This window comes from Shewanella kaireitica (genome assembly GCF_023284045.1).
GTDB classification, from domain to species: Bacteria; Pseudomonadota; Gammaproteobacteria; order Enterobacterales; family Shewanellaceae; genus Shewanella; species Shewanella kaireitica.
In genome coordinates this window covers 1-15,919 of the sequence record NZ_JAKIKQ010000030.1, presented here as the reverse complement: position 1 = coordinate 15,919, position 15,919 = coordinate 1, and the positions used below count along the sequence as shown (strand labels likewise).

Here is a 15,919-nt window from a genome sequence, read left to right as displayed (position 1 = left end):
AATCCGTGAAGGTGGACGTACAGTTGGTGCTGGTGTTGTTGCAGAGATCGTTGCTTAATAGCGACTAATCTTACCGCAATACTGAAAAAGGCAGCTTAGGCTGCCTTTTTTGATTTTAATCGAAAGCTAATACTGATTTTGTTCACTAAGCTTAGCTTTGTATTCTTGCCATATACGCGGAATAAGAATACAATCTATGGCCGATTTTTGACTCGCTGGATATACTTTTTAGTGAGTGTGTTGAGCAGTCGTCAGTTTAGACTTGAGTCTGGCTGATTTTTTTACTGAGCAAAGTGCTATTTTGTAGCATGTATAATCTCAGAACGTAGTGAGTAACGGAATTAACCGATGACAACAAATACTGAAAGCCAGGGTAACTCTCTGGATATCGTAAAGTGGGGCCTAGTCGTAATCTTCTTGGCTGCTGCTATTATTGGCAATCATTATTTCGCTGAAGCAAGTGTTGTTGCGCGCGCTTTTGGTGTTGTAATCGCCTTTGCTATTGCTGGTCTTATTGCGTCGCAAACAGAAAAAGGCAAGCAAGCATTAACGTTTGCTCGTGAAGCACAGATTGAAGTTCGTAAAGTGGTATGGCCTACGCGTCAAGAAGCACTAAATACAACTTTTATTGTATTAGCTGCTACAGCCGTTTTAGGGTTAATCCTATGGGGTTTAGACGCAGTATTGCTTAGAATTGTTAATTTTATTACAGGCGTATAGGCATCTCGAATGACTGAAGCAACTGAAGCTAAAAAAAGATGGTATGTAGTACAAGCGTTTTCAGGCTATGAAGGCCGCGTTTGTAAATCTTTGAATGAACATATCAAAATGCACAGCATGGAAGATTACTTCGGTGAGGTTTTAGTACCTACTGAGGAAGTGGTTGAAATGCGTGCGGGCCAACGTCGTAAGAGCGAACGCAAATTCTTCCCTGGCTATGTATTAGTGCAGATGGAAATGAATGACGAGAGCTGGCACTTAGTGAAAAGCATCCCTCGTGTGATGGGTTTCATTGGTGGTACATCAGATCGTCCAGCCCCTATTTCAGATAAAGAAGCTGATGCAATTCTTCAGCGTCTTCAAGACACTACTGAGTCTCCAACGCATCGCGTTATGTTTGAAGCTGGTGAAGTTGTTCGTGTTACTGACGGACCTTTCGCTGACTTCAACGGTACTGTTGAAGAAGTTGATTATGAGAAGAACCGCGTTAAGGTTTCTGTGATGATCTTCGGCCGCTCAACGCCAGTAGAACTTGATTTTAGTCAGATTGAAAAAAGCTGATTAAATAAAGCGCAAATACTAATTGGAAATGGGTGCGAATTTATATATAATTCGCACCCATATTTTTCGGGGAGCTTTTCAGCATAGTGTTGATGGCGTTTGAACCCAAACTTGAGGAAATGTCTCATGGCAAAGAAAGTTGATGGTTACATCAAACTACAAGTAGCAGCCGGTGCTGCAAACCCGTCGCCACCAGTTGGCCCTGCATTGGGTCAGAAAGGTGTTAACATCATGGAATTCTGTAAAGCATTCAACGCTCGTACTGAAAAGTTCGACAAAGGTATGCCAATTCCTGTAGTTATCACTGTTTACACTGATCGCTCTTTCACTTTTGAGACTAAGACGCCACCTGCATCTTTCCTACTGCTTAAAGCAGCTGGTCTGAAGTCTGGTTCTGGCCGTCCTAACACTGACAAAGTGGGAACTATCAAGCGTAGCGCTGTCCAGGAAATTGCTGAGACTAAAGCCGCTGATATGACTGGTGCTGATATGGACGCTATGATGCGCTCTATTGAAGGTACTGCGCGTTCAATGGGTTTGGTAGTAGAGGACTAATATAATGGCAAAGCTAACTAAACGCGCTCGTTTGATCCGCGAAAAAGTTGAAGTGACTAAGAACTACGACATCAATGAAGCTGTAGCACTATTAAAAGAACTAGCAACTGCTAAGTTCGTTGAAAGTGTTGACGTTGCTGTAAACCTTGGTGTTGATCCACGTAAATCAGACCAAAACGTTCGTGGCGCAACTGTGCTACCACACGGTACTGGTCGTGAAGTACGTGTAGCTGTGTTCACTCAAGGCGCTAACGCTGAAGCTGCTACTGCAGCTGGTGCTGAGCTAGTCGGTATGGACGAGCTTGCTGCACAAGTTAAAGCTGGCGAAATGAACTTTGACGTAGTTATCGCATCTCCAGATGCAATGCGCGTTGTTGGTCAGTTAGGTCAAATCTTAGGCCCACGTGGTCTAATGCCTAACCCAAAAACTGGTACTGTAACGCCAAACGTTGCTGAAGCAGTTAAGAACGCTAAAGCTGGTCAAGTTCGTTACCGTAACGACAAGAACGGCATTATCCACACTACTATCGGTAAAGTGGATTTTGAAACAGCTCAACTTAAAGAAAACTTAGAAGCTCTACTTGCTGCTCTTAAAAAAGCCAAGCCAGCAGCTGCTAAAGGTGTTTTCCTTAAGAAAGTAAGCATCTCTACCACTATGGGTGCAGGTGTTGCGGTTGACCAGAGTACTCTGGAAGACGCTAAGTAAATTTACAAAGCTCGCGCATTAGTCTATAATGCGCGCACTTTGTAGGGTTGAGGCTATGATTTAACCTTTTAGGTTAAAGACTGGCCTCCGTCCAAGACCGTAGGTGTTGGTTCAAGTAATCATCTTAATTTCCTACGTAGACGGTGTCGGACCCCAGATAGATTTTATTCTGCTGGATCTTTTCGCGCCGTAAGTCGCTAAATATCATTAGATGTTTAGCATGGTAATTGCTAGGGAGTTTTCCCTAGATAGAATCCAGGAGTAAAGCCAATGGCATTAGGACTCGAAGACAAAAAAGCGATTGTTGCTGAAGTCAACGAAGCTGCCAAAGGTGCTTTATCTGCAGTTGTTGCCGATTCACGCGGTGTAACTGTAGGTGATATGACCGGTCTTCGTAAAGCAGCTCGTGAAGCTGGTGTATACGTAAAAGTTGTACGTAACACACTAGTAAAACGCGCTGTCGCTGGTACTGATTTTGAGTGCCTAGCAGATACGTTCACTGGTCCTACTTTGATTGCATTCTCTAACGAGCACCCAGGTGCAGCCGCGCGTCTTCTTAAAGATTTCGCGAAGGAACAAGAGAAGTTTGAAATCAAAGCAGCAGCCTTTGAAGGGGAATTAATCCCTGCAGATAACATTGATCGTTTAGCAAAACTACCAACATACGAAGAAGCACTAGCTCAGTTCATGATGACTCTAAAAGAAGCATCTGCTGGCAAGTTGGTTCGTACATTGGCCGCTCTACGCGATCAGAAAGAAGCTGCTTAATAATTTTATTAGCCGCTTAATTAAATTGAATTCAGTACAATTAGGAATTTTTTGTTATGTCTATCACTAAAGACCAAATCTTAGAAGCCCTTGCAGAAATGTCTGTAATGGAAGTTGTTGAACTAATCGAAGCAATGGAAGAGAAGTTCGGCGTATCTGCTGCAGCTGCAGTTGTTTCAGGTGGCGGTGACGCTGGCGCTGCTGAAGAGCAAACAGAATTCGACGTAATTCTTACTTCACACGGCGACAACAAAGTTGCAACTATTAAAGCACTTCGCGCTGCTACAGGTCTTGGCCTGAAAGAAGCTAAAGGTATGGCTGAATCTGCTCCAGTAGCAGTTAAAGAAGCTATCACTAAAGAAGAAGCTGAAGCTCTAAAAACTGACCTTGAAGCAGCTGGTGCTGCAGTAGAGATCAAGTAAGTTATACTTTAACTTACTACCACCCGAGTAATCGGGCGGAGGCTGGCGGTTTTTTAACCGTCGGCCTTTTTTGCGCTGTAAGCGTAGGCGATTTTTTTTTCACCGTTTGTCGCCAGATTTCGCAGTTCCTAACAGAGATTACTGGTTGGGTTCTTGCTATCAACGGTGATGGGCAAACGCGCTGTTTCAATCATGATGATTGTTTCAGTCTTGGTCACATCTCGCAATCAGAGGAAACCCATGGTTTACTCCTATTCTGAAAAGAAGCGTATTCGCAAAGACTTCGGTAAACGCCAGAAAGTTCTGGATATCCCTTACCTATTGTCAATCCAGTTGGACTCTTTTAAGAAGTTCACCGATCAAGATCCTACAGGTGAGCGTGGTTTTGAAGCCGCTTTCCGTAGCGTTTTTCCCATCAAGAGCTTTTCTGGTAATTCGGAGCTGCAATATGTCAGCTACAAACTAGGCGAGCCAGTTTTTGATGTGAAAGAGTGTCAAATCCGCGGTATTACATATTCTGCACCACTACGCGTTAAGCTGCGTATGGTTCTTTATGACCGTGAAGCTGCACCTGGCACTGTAAAAGACATTAAAGAACAAGAAGTTTATATGGGGGATATCCCTCTTATGACTGACAACGGTACCTTTGTAATTAATGGTACTGAGCGTGTTATCGTATCTCAGCTACACCGTAGCCCGGGCGTATTCTTCGATCATGACCGTGGTAAAACCCACTCTTCAGGTAAGGTGCTGTATAACGCACGTATTATTCCTTACCGTGGTTCTTGGTTAGACTTTGAATTCGATCCTAAAGATGCATTGTTTGTTCGTATTGACCGCCGTCGTAAGCTGGCAGCATCGATCATTCTTCGCGCATTAGATTATTCGACTCAAGATATTCTTGACCTGTTCTTCGATCGCGTAAACTTTAAGATCAAGCAAGATTCATTAGTCATGGATCTAGTTGCTGATCGTCTACGTGGCGAAACTGCAAGTTACGATATTAAGGATATTGATGGCACTGTTCTTGTTGAGAAAGGACGTCGTATCACTGCGCGTCATATTCGTCAGCTTGAAAAGACGAATACCACTGAGCTTGAAGTACCAGTTGAGTACATTGCAGGCAAGATTTCTGGTCAAGATTACATTGATCCAGATACCGGTGAAGTATTGGTTTCTGCTAACGCAGAAATCGGCCTAGAAGATCTCGCGAAGCTTTCATTGGCTGGCATCAAAGAAGTAAGCACTCTGTATATCAACGAACTTGATAACGGCGCTTACATTTCTGACACTCTACGTATTGATTCTACAACTAACCGCTTAGAAGCGCTTGTTGAAATCTACCGTATGATGCGTCCAGGCGAGCCACCAACCAAAGATGCTGCAGAAGCGTTATTTAATAACCTTTTCTTCAGCGAAGAACGCTACGATCTATCTAAAGTTGGTCGTATGAAGTTCAACCGTCGTCTAAGTATTGATGACGACGAAGGTACGGGTATCCTTTCTAAAGAAGATATCGTTGCCGTGATGAAGAACATCATCGCCATCCGTAATGGTTTGGACGAAGTTGATGATATCGATCACCTTGGTAACCGTCGTATCCGTAGTGTTGGTGAAATGGCTGAAAACCAGTTCCGTGTTGGTCTAGTTCGTGTAGAACGTGCCGTACGTGAGCGTTTAAGCCTAGGTGATCTGAATGAGCTAATGCCTCAGGACTTGATCAACGCTAAGCCAATTTCTGCTGCAGTTAAAGAATTCTTTGGCTCTTCACAGCTTTCGCAATTCATGGATCAAAACAACCCGCTATCAGAAGTGACGCATAAGCGTCGTATTTCTGCGCTTGGCCCAGGTGGTTTGACTCGTGAACGTGCTGGTTTTGAGGTTCGAGATGTACACCCGACGCACTACGGTCGTCTATGTCCAATCGAAACTCCTGAAGGTCCAAACATTGGTTTGATCAACTCGTTGTCAACCTTTGCTCGTACTAACAACTATGGTTTCCTTGAAACACCTTACCGTAAGGTTATTGATGGTGTGGTTACTGATGAGGTCGATTACCTTTCAGCAATCGAAGAAGGTCGTTATGTTATTGCACAGGCTATCGTTGAGTTAGACGAAAACAACCGCATGATGGATGAGCTTATTGCTTGTCGTCATAAAGGTGATTCTACCTTTATGGGCGCAGCAGACATCCAATACATGGACGTTTCGCCACAACAGATTATTTCTGTAGCGGCATCGCTAATTCCGTTCCTAGAACACGATGATGCTAACCGTGCATTGATGGGTGCAAACATGCAACGTCAAGCCGTACCTACACTTAGGGCTGATAAGCCACTAGTTGGTACTGGTATTGAGCGTACTCTTGCTGTTGACTCTGGTGTTGTTGTTGCTGCGAAGCGTGGTGGTTACGTTGACTATGTTGACGCAAGCCGAATCGTAGTAAAAGTTGACGAAGCTGAGTTGACTCCAGGCGAAGCTGGTATCGATATTTACAACTTGACTAAATACACACGTTCTAACCAGAACACATGTATTAACCAACGTCCTTGTTGTAGTGTTGGCGATCCAGTTGTCCGTGGTGACGTACTAGCCGATGGCCCATCTACCGATTTAGGTGATTTGGCTCTTGGTCAGAACATGCGTATCGCGTTCATGCCTTGGAACGGTTACAACTTTGAGGATTCAATCCTTATCTCTGAGCGTGTAGCTCAGGAAGACCGCTTCACGACTATCCACATTCAGGAGCTTTCTTGTATCGCTCGTGATACTAAGTTGGGTAGCGAAGAGATCACTGCTGATATTCCAAACGTTGGTGAGTCTGCGCTTTCTAAGCTGGATGAATCAGGTATCGTTTATATTGGTGCAGAAGTTAAGGGTGGCGACATCCTAGTAGGTAAAGTGACACCTAAGGGTGAAACTCAGCTTACTCCAGAGGAAAAACTTCTCCGTGCAATCTTCGGCGAAAAAGCATCTGACGTTAAAGATAGCTCACTACGTGTACCAAACTCTGTTAAAGGTACTATCATCGACGTACAAGTATTTACTCGTGACGGCGTTGATAAAGATAAGCGTGCTGTTGAAATCGAAGAGATGCATATCGCTCAGGCGAAGAAGGATTTGACTGAAGAGTTCCAAATTCTTGAAGATGGTGTTCTTGGTCGTGCTCGCAACCTATTACTGGGTGCTGGTTTCGATGAAGCCCAACTTGATGCTATTCCACGTTCACAGTTGTTGGTTCAAACCATCGATGATGAAGCGAAGCAAACTGAGCTAGAGCAATTAGCTGAGCAAGCGGAAGAGCTAAAAGCCGATTTCGATAAGAAGTTCGAAGTTAAGCGTCGTAAGATCACTCAAGGTGATGATTTAGCACCTGGCGTACTGAAGATTGTTAAGGTTTACCTTGCAGTTAAACGTACTATCCAGCCTGGTGATAAGATGGCGGGTCGTCATGGTAACAAGGGTGTAATCTCTAAGATTTGTCCTGTTGAAGACATGCCTTACGATGAAAAAGGTAATCCAGTGGATATCGTATTGAACCCACTAGGTGTACCGTCACGTATGAACATCGGTCAGGTACTTGAAGTTCATATGGGTGCTGCAGCTAAGGGTATCGGTAATCGTATTACTGAGATGCTTGAAGAGCAGCGCGAATTGGCAGAACTTCGCGGCTACATCAAAGAAGTTTATGAATTAGGTGACGAAGTGCAACAGCGCGTCGATATCGATTCATTTACTGATGATGAAGTCCTGCGTCTTGCTAAAAACCTTAAAGGCGGTGTACCAACAGCTACACCTGCGTTTGATGGTGCCAAAGAGAAAGAGATCAAGCAGATGCTTGCTCTTGCAGGTCTACCGACTTCAGGACAGCTAACGCTGTGTGATGGTCGTACTGGTAATGAATTTGAGCGTCAAGTAACCGTTGGTTACATGTACATGCTCAAGCTTAACCACTTGGTTGACGATAAGATGCACGCCCGTTCTACCGGTTCGTACAGTCTTGTTACTCAGCAACCATTGGGTGGTAAAGCACAGTTCGGTGGTCAGCGTTTCGGTGAGATGGAAGTATGGGCACTTGAAGCTTACGGTGCAGCATATACCCTTCAGGAAATGCTAACCGTTAAGTCGGATGATGTGAACGGTCGTACTCAGATGTATAAGAACATCGTCGACGGTAACCATCAGATGCAACCAGGTATGCCTGAATCTTTCAACGTATTGTTGAAAGAGATCCGTTCACTCGGTATTAATATCGAGTTGGATCAAAAGTAACACTTGGTTACTGCCTCTATTGGCAAAGAAATTGGTGCTCTGCATTGTGCAGGGCACCCGGTTTAACTCCTTCAGGAGAGAAACGTGAAAGACTTATTAAAGTTTCTGAAACAGCAAAGCAAGACTGAAGAATTTGAAGGTATCAAGATTGGCCTAGCGTCGCCAGACTTGATCCGCTCTTGGTCTTTTGGTGAAGTTAAGAAGCCAGAAACCATTAACTACCGTACATTCAAACCTGAACGTGAAGGTCTGTTCTGTGCGCGTATTTTTGGTCCAGTAAAAGATTACGAATGTTTATGCGGTAAGTATAAGCGTCTTAAACACCGTGGTGTGATCTGTGAAAAGTGTGGCGTTGAAGTTACACAGACTAAAGTACGTCGTGAGCGTATGGGTCACATTGATCTTGCAAGCCCAGTAGCACATATCTGGTTCTTGAAGTCACTACCGTCTCGTATCGGCTTGATGCTAGATATGACTCTTCGTGATATCGAACGTGTTCTTTACTTCGAATCTTTCGTGGTAATCGAGCCTGGCATGACCAGTCTTGAACGCGGTCAAATGCTGACAGAAGAAAACTATCTGGATGCATTGGAAGAGTACGGTGATGAATTCGAAGCTAAGATGGGTGCTGAAGCAGTTCTAGAATTGCTACGTGCTATCGAGCTTGAGAAAGAAATTGAAATGATGCGCGAAGAATTGCCATCAATCAATTCTGAGACTCGTCGTAAGAAGATCACTAAGCGTCTTAAGCTTATTGAGGCATTCTTCCAGTCAGGTAACAAGCCTGAGTGGATGATCCTTAAAGTGCTGCCGGTTCTGCCACCTGATCTACGTCCTCTAGTACCACTAGATGGCGGACGTTTTGCTACGTCTGATTTGAACGACCTTTACCGTCGTGTAATCAACCGTAACAACCGTCTAAAGCGTCTGTTAGACCTAGCTGCTCCAGATATCATCGTACGTAACGAAAAGCGTATGTTGCAAGAATCTGTCGATGCGCTATTGGATAACGGTCGTCGTGGTCGTGCTATTACGGGTTCTAACAAGCGTCCGCTTAAATCTTTGGCCGATATGATCAAAGGTAAGCAAGGTCGTTTCCGTCAGAACTTGCTAGGTAAGCGTGTTGATTACTCTGGTCGTTCGGTTATTACCGTAGGTCCAACGCTTCGCTTACATCAGTGTGGTCTTCCTAAGAAGATGGCACTTGAGCTATTTAAGCCGTTCATCTATGGCAAGCTAGAAGGTCGTGGTTTAGCGACAACTATTAAAGCTGCTAAGAAGATGGTTGAGCGCGAAGTTCCAGAAGTATGGGATGTTCTAGACGATGTTATTCGTGAACACCCAGTGATGCTTAACCGTGCACCAACACTGCACAGACTAGGTATTCAGGCATTTGAGCCAGTACTGATCGAAGGTAAAGCTATCCAGCTTCATCCATTGGTTTGTGCGGCATACAACGCCGACTTCGATGGTGACCAAATGGCTGTTCACGTGCCGCTAACGCTGGAAGCTCAGCTAGAAGCACGTTCACTTATGATGTCTACCAACAACATCCTTTCGCCAGCAAACGGCGAGCCGGTGATTACACCATCTCAGGACGTTGTATTGGGTCTTTACTACACGAGCCGTGAGCGCGTTAACGGTAAGGGTGAAGGCATGGCATTTGAATCAGTCGCGGAAGCCGAAAAAGCTTACCGTACTGGTGCTGCCGAATTGCATGCTCGCGTTAAGGTTCGTATTACCGAAACCAAGACTGACGACGCAGGCGAAAAAGTTAAGACTCGTCGTATCGTAGATACTACTGTCGGTCGTGCTTTATTGTCATTGATTCTGCCAAAAGGCTTATCGTTTGATCTGGTTAACCAGAACATGGGTAAGAAGCAGATCTCTAAGCTATTGAACACTTGTTACCGTCAACTAGGTCTTAAAGATACCGTTATCTTTGCTGACCAATTGATGTATACCGGTTTCCATTTTGCAACTGTGTCAGGTGCCTCTGTTGGTATCAACGACATGGTTATTCCAGATGAGAAATACACGCTAGTTGCTGATGCTGAAGCGGAAGTTCTTGAAATTCAAGAGCAGTTCCAGTCAGGTCTAGTAACAGCTGGTGAGCGTTACAACAAGGTCATCGATATCTGGGCAAGCGCCAACGAAAAAGTGTCTAAAGCGATGATGGACAACTTGTCTTCAGAAACTGTCATTAACCGTGATGGAGAAGAAGAGAAGCAAGAATCATTCAACAGTATCTACATGATGGCCGATTCGGGCGCTCGTGGTAGTGCGGCACAGATTCGTCAGCTAGCGGGTATGCGTGGTCTGATGGCTAAGCCAGATGGCTCAATCATCGAAACGCCAATTACCGCTAACTTCCGTGAAGGTCTAAACGTATCTCAGTACTTTATTTCTACTCACGGTGCGCGTAAAGGTCTTGCGGATACGGCATTGAAGACAGCTAACTCCGGTTACCTGACTCGTCGTCTAGTAGACGTTGCACAAGATTTAGTTGTGATCGAAGAAGACTGTGGCACGTTTGAAGGTCTAACAATGAAACCGCTGATTGAAGGTGGTGATGTTGTTGAGCCGTTACGTGAACGTGTTCTTGGTCGTGTGGTTGCACAAGACGTATTCAAGCCTGGTACTGAAGAAGTGCTTATCCCACGTAACACTCTGCTTGATGAAGCATGGTGTGACACGGTAGAAGATAACTCTATCGATGAGATGATTGTTCGCTCAGTAATTAGCTGTGATACAGACTTCGGTGTGTGTGCCGCCTGTTATGGTCGTGATTTGGCTCGTGGTCATATCATCAACCAAGGTGAAGCGATTGGTGTTGTAGCTGCTCAGTCTATTGGTGAGCCAGGTACACAGCTTACGATGCGTACATTCCACATTGGTGGTGCGGCATCTCGAGCGTCAGCTGAGAACAACGTTCAAGTTAAGAACGCGGGTACTCTTAAGCTGCACAATGCTAAGCATGTAACCAACAGCGAAGGTAAACTGGTTATCGTTTCTCGTTCATCTGAACTAGCCATCATCGATGAGTTAGGTCGTGAAAAAGAGCGTTACAAAGTTCCTTACGGTACGGTTCTAGAAAAACTAGAAGACGCACCTGTAGCCGCTGGCGAGATTATCGCTAACTGGGATCCACATACTCACCCGATTATCACAGAAGTGGCGGGTAGTACTAAGTTCGTAGATATGATTGAAGGTGTCACTATGACACGTCAAACAGACGAACTAACGGGTCTTTCATCTATCGTAGTATTAGATGTTGCACAACGTCCAACTGCGGGTAAAGAGATGCGTCCTATGATCCGTCTTGTTGCTGCTGATGGCGGTGACTTGATGATTCCTGGTACTGAAGTACCAGCGCAATACTTCTTGCCAGGCAACGCGATTGTGAACCTTGACGATAACGCACCAATTAACGTTGGTGATGCATTAGCACGTATTCCTCAAGAATCTTCAAAGACTCGCGATATTACCGGTGGTCTGCCACGCGTTGCTGACTTGTTCGAAGCGCGTAAGCCAAAAGAGCCTGCTATTCTTGCTGAAGTATCGGGAACTATCTCGTTCGGTAAAGAAACCAAAGGTAAGCGTCGTCTAGTGATTACTCCTGCTGAAGGCGGCGATCATTACGAAGAGATGATTCCTAAGTGGCGTAACCTTAACGTGTTCGAAGGTGAAAAAGTTGAACGCGGTGAAGTTATTGCTGATGGTCCAGAAGCAGCGCACGACATTCTACGACTACGTGGTATCCACAATGTGGCTAACTACATCGTGAATGAAGTACAGGATGTTTACCGTCTACAGGGCGTGAAGATCAACGATAAGCACATTGAGGTGATTATTCGCCAGATGCTGCGTAAGTGTGAGATCGCTAACGCTGGTGACAGTGAATTCCTAGCGGGTGAGCAAGCTGAAGTATCACGTGTGAAGATCGCTAACCGCGAACTTGAAGCACAAGGTAAGCAGCCAGCGACATTCGAGCGTGAACTTCTTGGTATTACCAAGGCGTCTCTTGCGACTGAATCGTTCATCTCTGCAGCATCGTTCCAGGAGACCACTCGTGTTCTTACTGAAGCAGCTGTTGGCGGTAAGAGCGATAAGTTACGCGGTCTGAAAGAAAACGTAATTGTGGGTCGTTTGATCCCTGCTGGTACAGGTTACTCTTACCACCAGAAGCGTGCCGAAGCTGCTGTTAAACCAGCTGCTGAAGAAGCACCAGCAATTAGCGCGAGCGAAGCTGAGCAGAACCTTGCTGATCTACTAAATCTTGCTGGAAGTTCTGATTAATTCAGTCTGAAAAGTAAATAGATTGTAAAAAAGGCGCCTTTGGCGCCTTTTTTTTACTTTAAATCGGTTAAAAGTTGTCTATTTCTTGACACTCACGCCATACACTTCTAAAATTTCGCGTCCCACACCTGTGGGATATAGATTTTTCACACCTTACTGTTGATTAAATCAACTGATTCGGAGCTATACATGGCAACTGTAAACCAGTTGGTACGTAAGCCTCGCGCGCCAAAAGTCGACAAGACTAATGTGCCTGCGTTGAATGCGTGTCCACAAAAACGTGGTGTTTGTACTCGCGTATACACAACCACACCAAAAAAACCTAACTCTGCACTACGTAAAGTAGCTCGTGTGCGTCTTACTAACGGTTTCGAAGTGACTTCGTACATCGGCGGTGAAGGCCACAACTTGCAGGAACACAGCGTAATTCTAATCCGTGGCGGTCGTGTTAAAGACTTACCGGGTGTGCGTTACCACACTGTACGTGGCGCTTTAGATTGTGCTGGCGTAAGCGAACGTCGTCAAGGTCGTTCAAAGTACGGTGCTAAGCGTCCTAAGTCTTAACGTTTTCCGTTAAGTAAGGCCAAGCTAGAGATATATTGAGATTCCAGTTTTGGGGTCCCTGAAGCATACGGAGAAATTGTTATGCCAAGACGTCGCGTTGTAGGACAACGTAAAATCCTACCAGATCCAAAGTTCAACAGTGAGTTGCTGGCTAAGTTCATCAACGTCATTATGCAGGACGGCAAAAAGTCGACTGCAGAAAAAATTATTTACAAGGCACTAGATACTGCGTCTGAAAAGAAAGGCGAAGATCATTTAGTAATCCTTGAAGCAGCCCTGGACAATGTACGTCCATCAGTCGAGGTTAAATCTCGTCGTGTTGGTGGTTCTACTTACCAGGTACCATGTGAAGTTCGTCCAGTGCGTCGTAACGCACTAGCGATGCGCTGGTTGGTTGAAGCTGCACGTAAGCGTGGTGAAAAATCTATGGCGTTACGTCTAGCCGGTGAAATGCTAGACGCATCAGAAAACAAAGGTACTGCTGTTAAGAAGCGCGAAGACGTGCATCGCATGGCAGAAGCAAACAAAGCGTTTGCTCATTACCGCTGGTAATATCTTGGCGCAGGCTTTTGCCTGCGCCTTACTTGCATTGCTAACACTCAGGTTTTAGCTAAGAGGGTATAAATCGTGGCTCGTACAACCCCAATTGAGCGTTATCGTAATATCGGTATTGTCGCTCATGTTGATGCTGGCAAAACCACCACAACTGAACGTGTTCTATTCTACACCGGTATGTCTCATAAGATCGGTGAGGTTCATGATGGCGCAGCCACTATGGATTGGATGGAGCAAGAGCAGGAGCGTGGGATTACCATCACTTCAGCCGCAACGACTACTTTCTGGCGCGGAATGGAAGCACAGTTTACTGAGCACCGTATTAACATCATTGATACTCCTGGTCACGTAGACTTCACTATTGAAGTTGAACGTTCTCTACGAGTACTGGATGGGGCGGTTGTTGTTTTCTGTGGTTCATCAGGGGTAGAACCCCAATCTGAGACTGTTTGGCGTCAGGCTGATAAGTATCATGTTCCTCGTATGGTTTTCGTCAATAAGATGGACCGTGCAGGCGCAGACTTTGATAGCGTAGTCGAACAGATCCGTAACCGTCTTGGAGCGACTTGTGTACCGATTCAAATGAATATCGGTGCAGAAGAAGAGTTCAAAGGTGTTGTTGATTTGATTAAGATGAAAGCAATTAACTGGTCTGAAGAAGATCAGGGAATGACTTTCACCTATGAAGATATTCCAGCTGACCTAGCCGATAAAGCTGCAGAAATGCGCGAATACTTGGTGGAAAGTGCAGCGGAAGCTTCAGACGAACTGATGGAAAAATACCTTGAAGAAGGTGAGCTTTCAGAAGTTGAGATCAAAGAAGCACTTCGTAAACGTACCTTAAATAACGAAATCGTTTTGGCAACTTGTGGTTCTGCTTTTAAGAACAAAGGTGTACAAGCGGTTCTCGATGCTGTGGTAGATTTTCTACCATCGCCAGTTGAAGTTCCTGCTATCAGGGGCGTTGACGAGAATGAGAAAGAGACCGACCGTCCAGCGGACGATAACGCTCCTTTCGCAGCATTGGCATTTAAGATTGCTACAGACCCATTCGTGGGTACCTTAACCTTTATGCGTGTTTATTCAGGCGTATTGGAAACGGGTGCTGGCGTTTATAACTCTGTTAAGCAAAAACGTGAGCGTATTGGTCGTATGGTGCAGATGCACGCTAATGACCGTCAAGAGATCAAAGAAGTGCGAGCTGGCGATATCGCTGCCGCTATTGGTCTTAAAGACGTGACTACTGGCGATACATTATGCGATAGCGATCATAAAGTAATTCTAGAGCGTATGGAGTTTCCAGAGCCTGTAATTACTATTGCCGTTGAGCCAAGAACCAAGGCAGACCAAGATAAGATGGGGATCGCGCTACAAAAGTTAGCTGCTGAAGATCCATCGTTCCGTGTTGAAACTGATGAAGAATCGGGTCAAACACTGATCTCTGGTATGGGTGAGCTACACTTAGATATCATCGTAGACCGTATGCGTCGCGAATTCGGTGTTGACTGTAATGTAGGTAAACCTCAAGTTGCATATCGTGAGACTATCCGCGCAAGCGTGGAAGTTGAAGGCAAATTTGTACGACAATCAGGTGGTCGAGGTCAATTCGGTCATGTTTGGTTGAAACTGGAACCTCAAGAAGAGGGCTTTGGTTACGAATTTGTCAGCGAAATTGTTGGTGGTGCGGTTCCTAAGGAATACATCCCAGCAGTAGATAAAGGTATTCAAGAACAGATGAAGAGTGGCGTTTTAGCCGGCTTCCCCGTTCTAGACGTAAAGGTTACTCTGTTCGATGGTTCATATCATGATGTGGACTCTAACGAAATGGCCTTTAAAGTCGCCGGTTCAATGGGCTTTAAAAAGGGTGCTCTAGAAGCAGACCCTGCCTTGCTTGAACCTTGCATGAAAGTTGAAGTTACAACACCTGAAGACTATATGGGTGATGTGGTTGGAGACTTAAACCGTCGTCGCGGCCTTATTGAAGGCATGGACGATGGTATCGCAGGTGTTAAACTTGTGCATGCAACAGTACCATTATCTGAAATGTTCGGTTATGCAACCGATTTGCGCTCTGCGACTCAGGGTCGTGCTTCATACTCTATGGAGTTTTTGAAGTACTCCGATGCACCGCAAAATGTTACTAAAGCAATAATGGAAGCTCGAGGCTAAACAGTCTCACTCTTTTATTGATATAATTAATTGCTATTGCTCGGTAAATAACGCCGAGCATTTTCTGAAAAGAAAGGAATATATCGTGGCTAAAGAAAAATTTGAACGTAGTAAACCGCATGTTAACGTTGGTACCATTGGACACGTTGACCATGGTAAAACAACACTAACTGCTGCTATCTCTGCTGTTTTGACTAAAACATACGGTGGTGAAGTAAAAGATTTCGCACAAATCGATAACGCTCCAGAAGAGCGCGAGCGTGGTATTACAATTAATACTTCTCACATCGAATATGACACTCCATCACGTCACTACGCACACGTAGAT

Annotated in this window: 12 protein-coding genes; all 12 read left to right on the top strand. The window is 45.0% G+C overall.

Going from position 1 to position 15,919, the window contains the following annotated elements:
• Positions 1-348 precede the first annotated feature (348 nt).
• Positions 349-720 (top strand): preprotein translocase subunit SecE, encoded by a 372-nt coding sequence (gene secE, locus L2730_RS21565; protein ID WP_020912126.1) that lies wholly within the window; start codon positions 349-351, stop codon positions 718-720.
• Between the two features lie 9 nt (positions 721-729).
• Positions 730-1,281 (top strand): transcription termination/antitermination protein NusG, encoded by a 552-nt coding sequence (gene nusG, locus L2730_RS21560; protein ID WP_020912127.1) that lies wholly within the window; start codon positions 730-732, stop codon positions 1,279-1,281.
• A gap of 126 nt (positions 1,282-1,407) precedes the next feature.
• Positions 1,408-1,836 carry a 50S ribosomal protein L11 gene (gene rplK, locus L2730_RS21555; RefSeq protein ID WP_020912128.1) on the top strand — a complete coding sequence of 143 codons (429 nt, stop codon included), beginning with the start codon at positions 1,408-1,410 and terminating at the stop codon, positions 1,834-1,836.
• Between the two features lie 4 nt (positions 1,837-1,840).
• Positions 1,841-2,542: a 50S ribosomal protein L1 gene (gene rplA, locus L2730_RS21550; protein ID WP_248976464.1), complete on the top strand. Its 702-nt coding sequence runs from the start codon at positions 1,841-1,843 to the stop codon at positions 2,540-2,542.
• A 270-nt stretch (positions 2,543-2,812) separates the two neighbouring features.
• Positions 2,813-3,310, top strand: coding sequence for a 50S ribosomal protein L10 (rplJ, locus tag L2730_RS21545; RefSeq protein ID WP_020912130.1), 498 nt, complete (start codon positions 2,813-2,815; stop codon positions 3,308-3,310).
• A 56-nt stretch (positions 3,311-3,366) separates the two neighbouring features.
• Entirely contained in the window at positions 3,367-3,732 is a 366-nt protein-coding gene (gene rplL, locus L2730_RS21540; protein ID WP_220739638.1) for a 50S ribosomal protein L7/L12, read from the top strand.
• A gap of 240 nt (positions 3,733-3,972) precedes the next feature.
• A complete protein-coding gene (gene rpoB / locus L2730_RS21535) occupies positions 3,973-8,004 on the top strand; it encodes a DNA-directed RNA polymerase subunit beta (RefSeq protein WP_248976463.1) in 4,032 nt (1,343 codons plus the stop codon).
• 84 nt (positions 8,005-8,088) lie between these two features.
• Positions 8,089-12,303 carry a DNA-directed RNA polymerase subunit beta' gene (gene rpoC, locus L2730_RS21530; protein WP_248976462.1) on the top strand — a complete coding sequence of 1,405 codons (4,215 nt, stop codon included), beginning with the start codon at positions 8,089-8,091 and terminating at the stop codon, positions 12,301-12,303.
• A gap of 189 nt (positions 12,304-12,492) precedes the next feature.
• Positions 12,493-12,867: a 30S ribosomal protein S12 gene (rpsL, locus tag L2730_RS21525; protein WP_012327264.1), complete on the top strand. Its 375-nt coding sequence runs from the start codon at positions 12,493-12,495 to the stop codon at positions 12,865-12,867.
• A gap of 81 nt (positions 12,868-12,948) precedes the next feature.
• Positions 12,949-13,419, top strand: coding sequence for a 30S ribosomal protein S7 (gene rpsG / locus L2730_RS21520; RefSeq protein WP_020912134.1), 471 nt, complete (start codon positions 12,949-12,951; stop codon positions 13,417-13,419).
• A gap of 75 nt (positions 13,420-13,494) precedes the next feature.
• Positions 13,495-15,591 (top strand): elongation factor G, encoded by a 2,097-nt coding sequence (gene fusA, locus L2730_RS21515; protein WP_248976461.1) that lies wholly within the window; start codon positions 13,495-13,497, stop codon positions 15,589-15,591.
• 85 nt (positions 15,592-15,676) lie between these two features.
• On the top strand, positions 15,677-15,919 hold a 243-nt coding region (locus L2730_RS21510), incomplete at its 3' end, for a GTP-binding protein (protein ID WP_248976460.1).

Coding starts and splice junctions, on each gene's coding strand:
- secE (WP_020912126.1), top strand. CDS start 349: ATGACAACAAATACTGAAAGCCAGGGTAACTCTCTGGATATCGTAAAG.
- nusG (WP_020912127.1), top strand. CDS start 730: ATGACTGAAGCAACTGAAGCTAAAAAAAGATGGTATGTAGTACAAGCG.
- rplK (WP_020912128.1), top strand. CDS start 1,408: ATGGCAAAGAAAGTTGATGGTTACATCAAACTACAAGTAGCAGCCGGT.
- rplA (WP_248976464.1), top strand. CDS start 1,841: ATGGCAAAGCTAACTAAACGCGCTCGTTTGATCCGCGAAAAAGTTGAA.
- rplJ (WP_020912130.1), top strand. CDS start 2,813: ATGGCATTAGGACTCGAAGACAAAAAAGCGATTGTTGCTGAAGTCAAC.
- rplL (WP_220739638.1), top strand. CDS start 3,367: ATGTCTATCACTAAAGACCAAATCTTAGAAGCCCTTGCAGAAATGTCT.
- rpoB (WP_248976463.1), top strand. CDS start 3,973: ATGGTTTACTCCTATTCTGAAAAGAAGCGTATTCGCAAAGACTTCGGT.
- rpsL (WP_012327264.1), top strand. CDS start 12,493: ATGGCAACTGTAAACCAGTTGGTACGTAAGCCTCGCGCGCCAAAAGTC.
- rpsG (WP_020912134.1), top strand. CDS start 12,949: ATGCCAAGACGTCGCGTTGTAGGACAACGTAAAATCCTACCAGATCCA.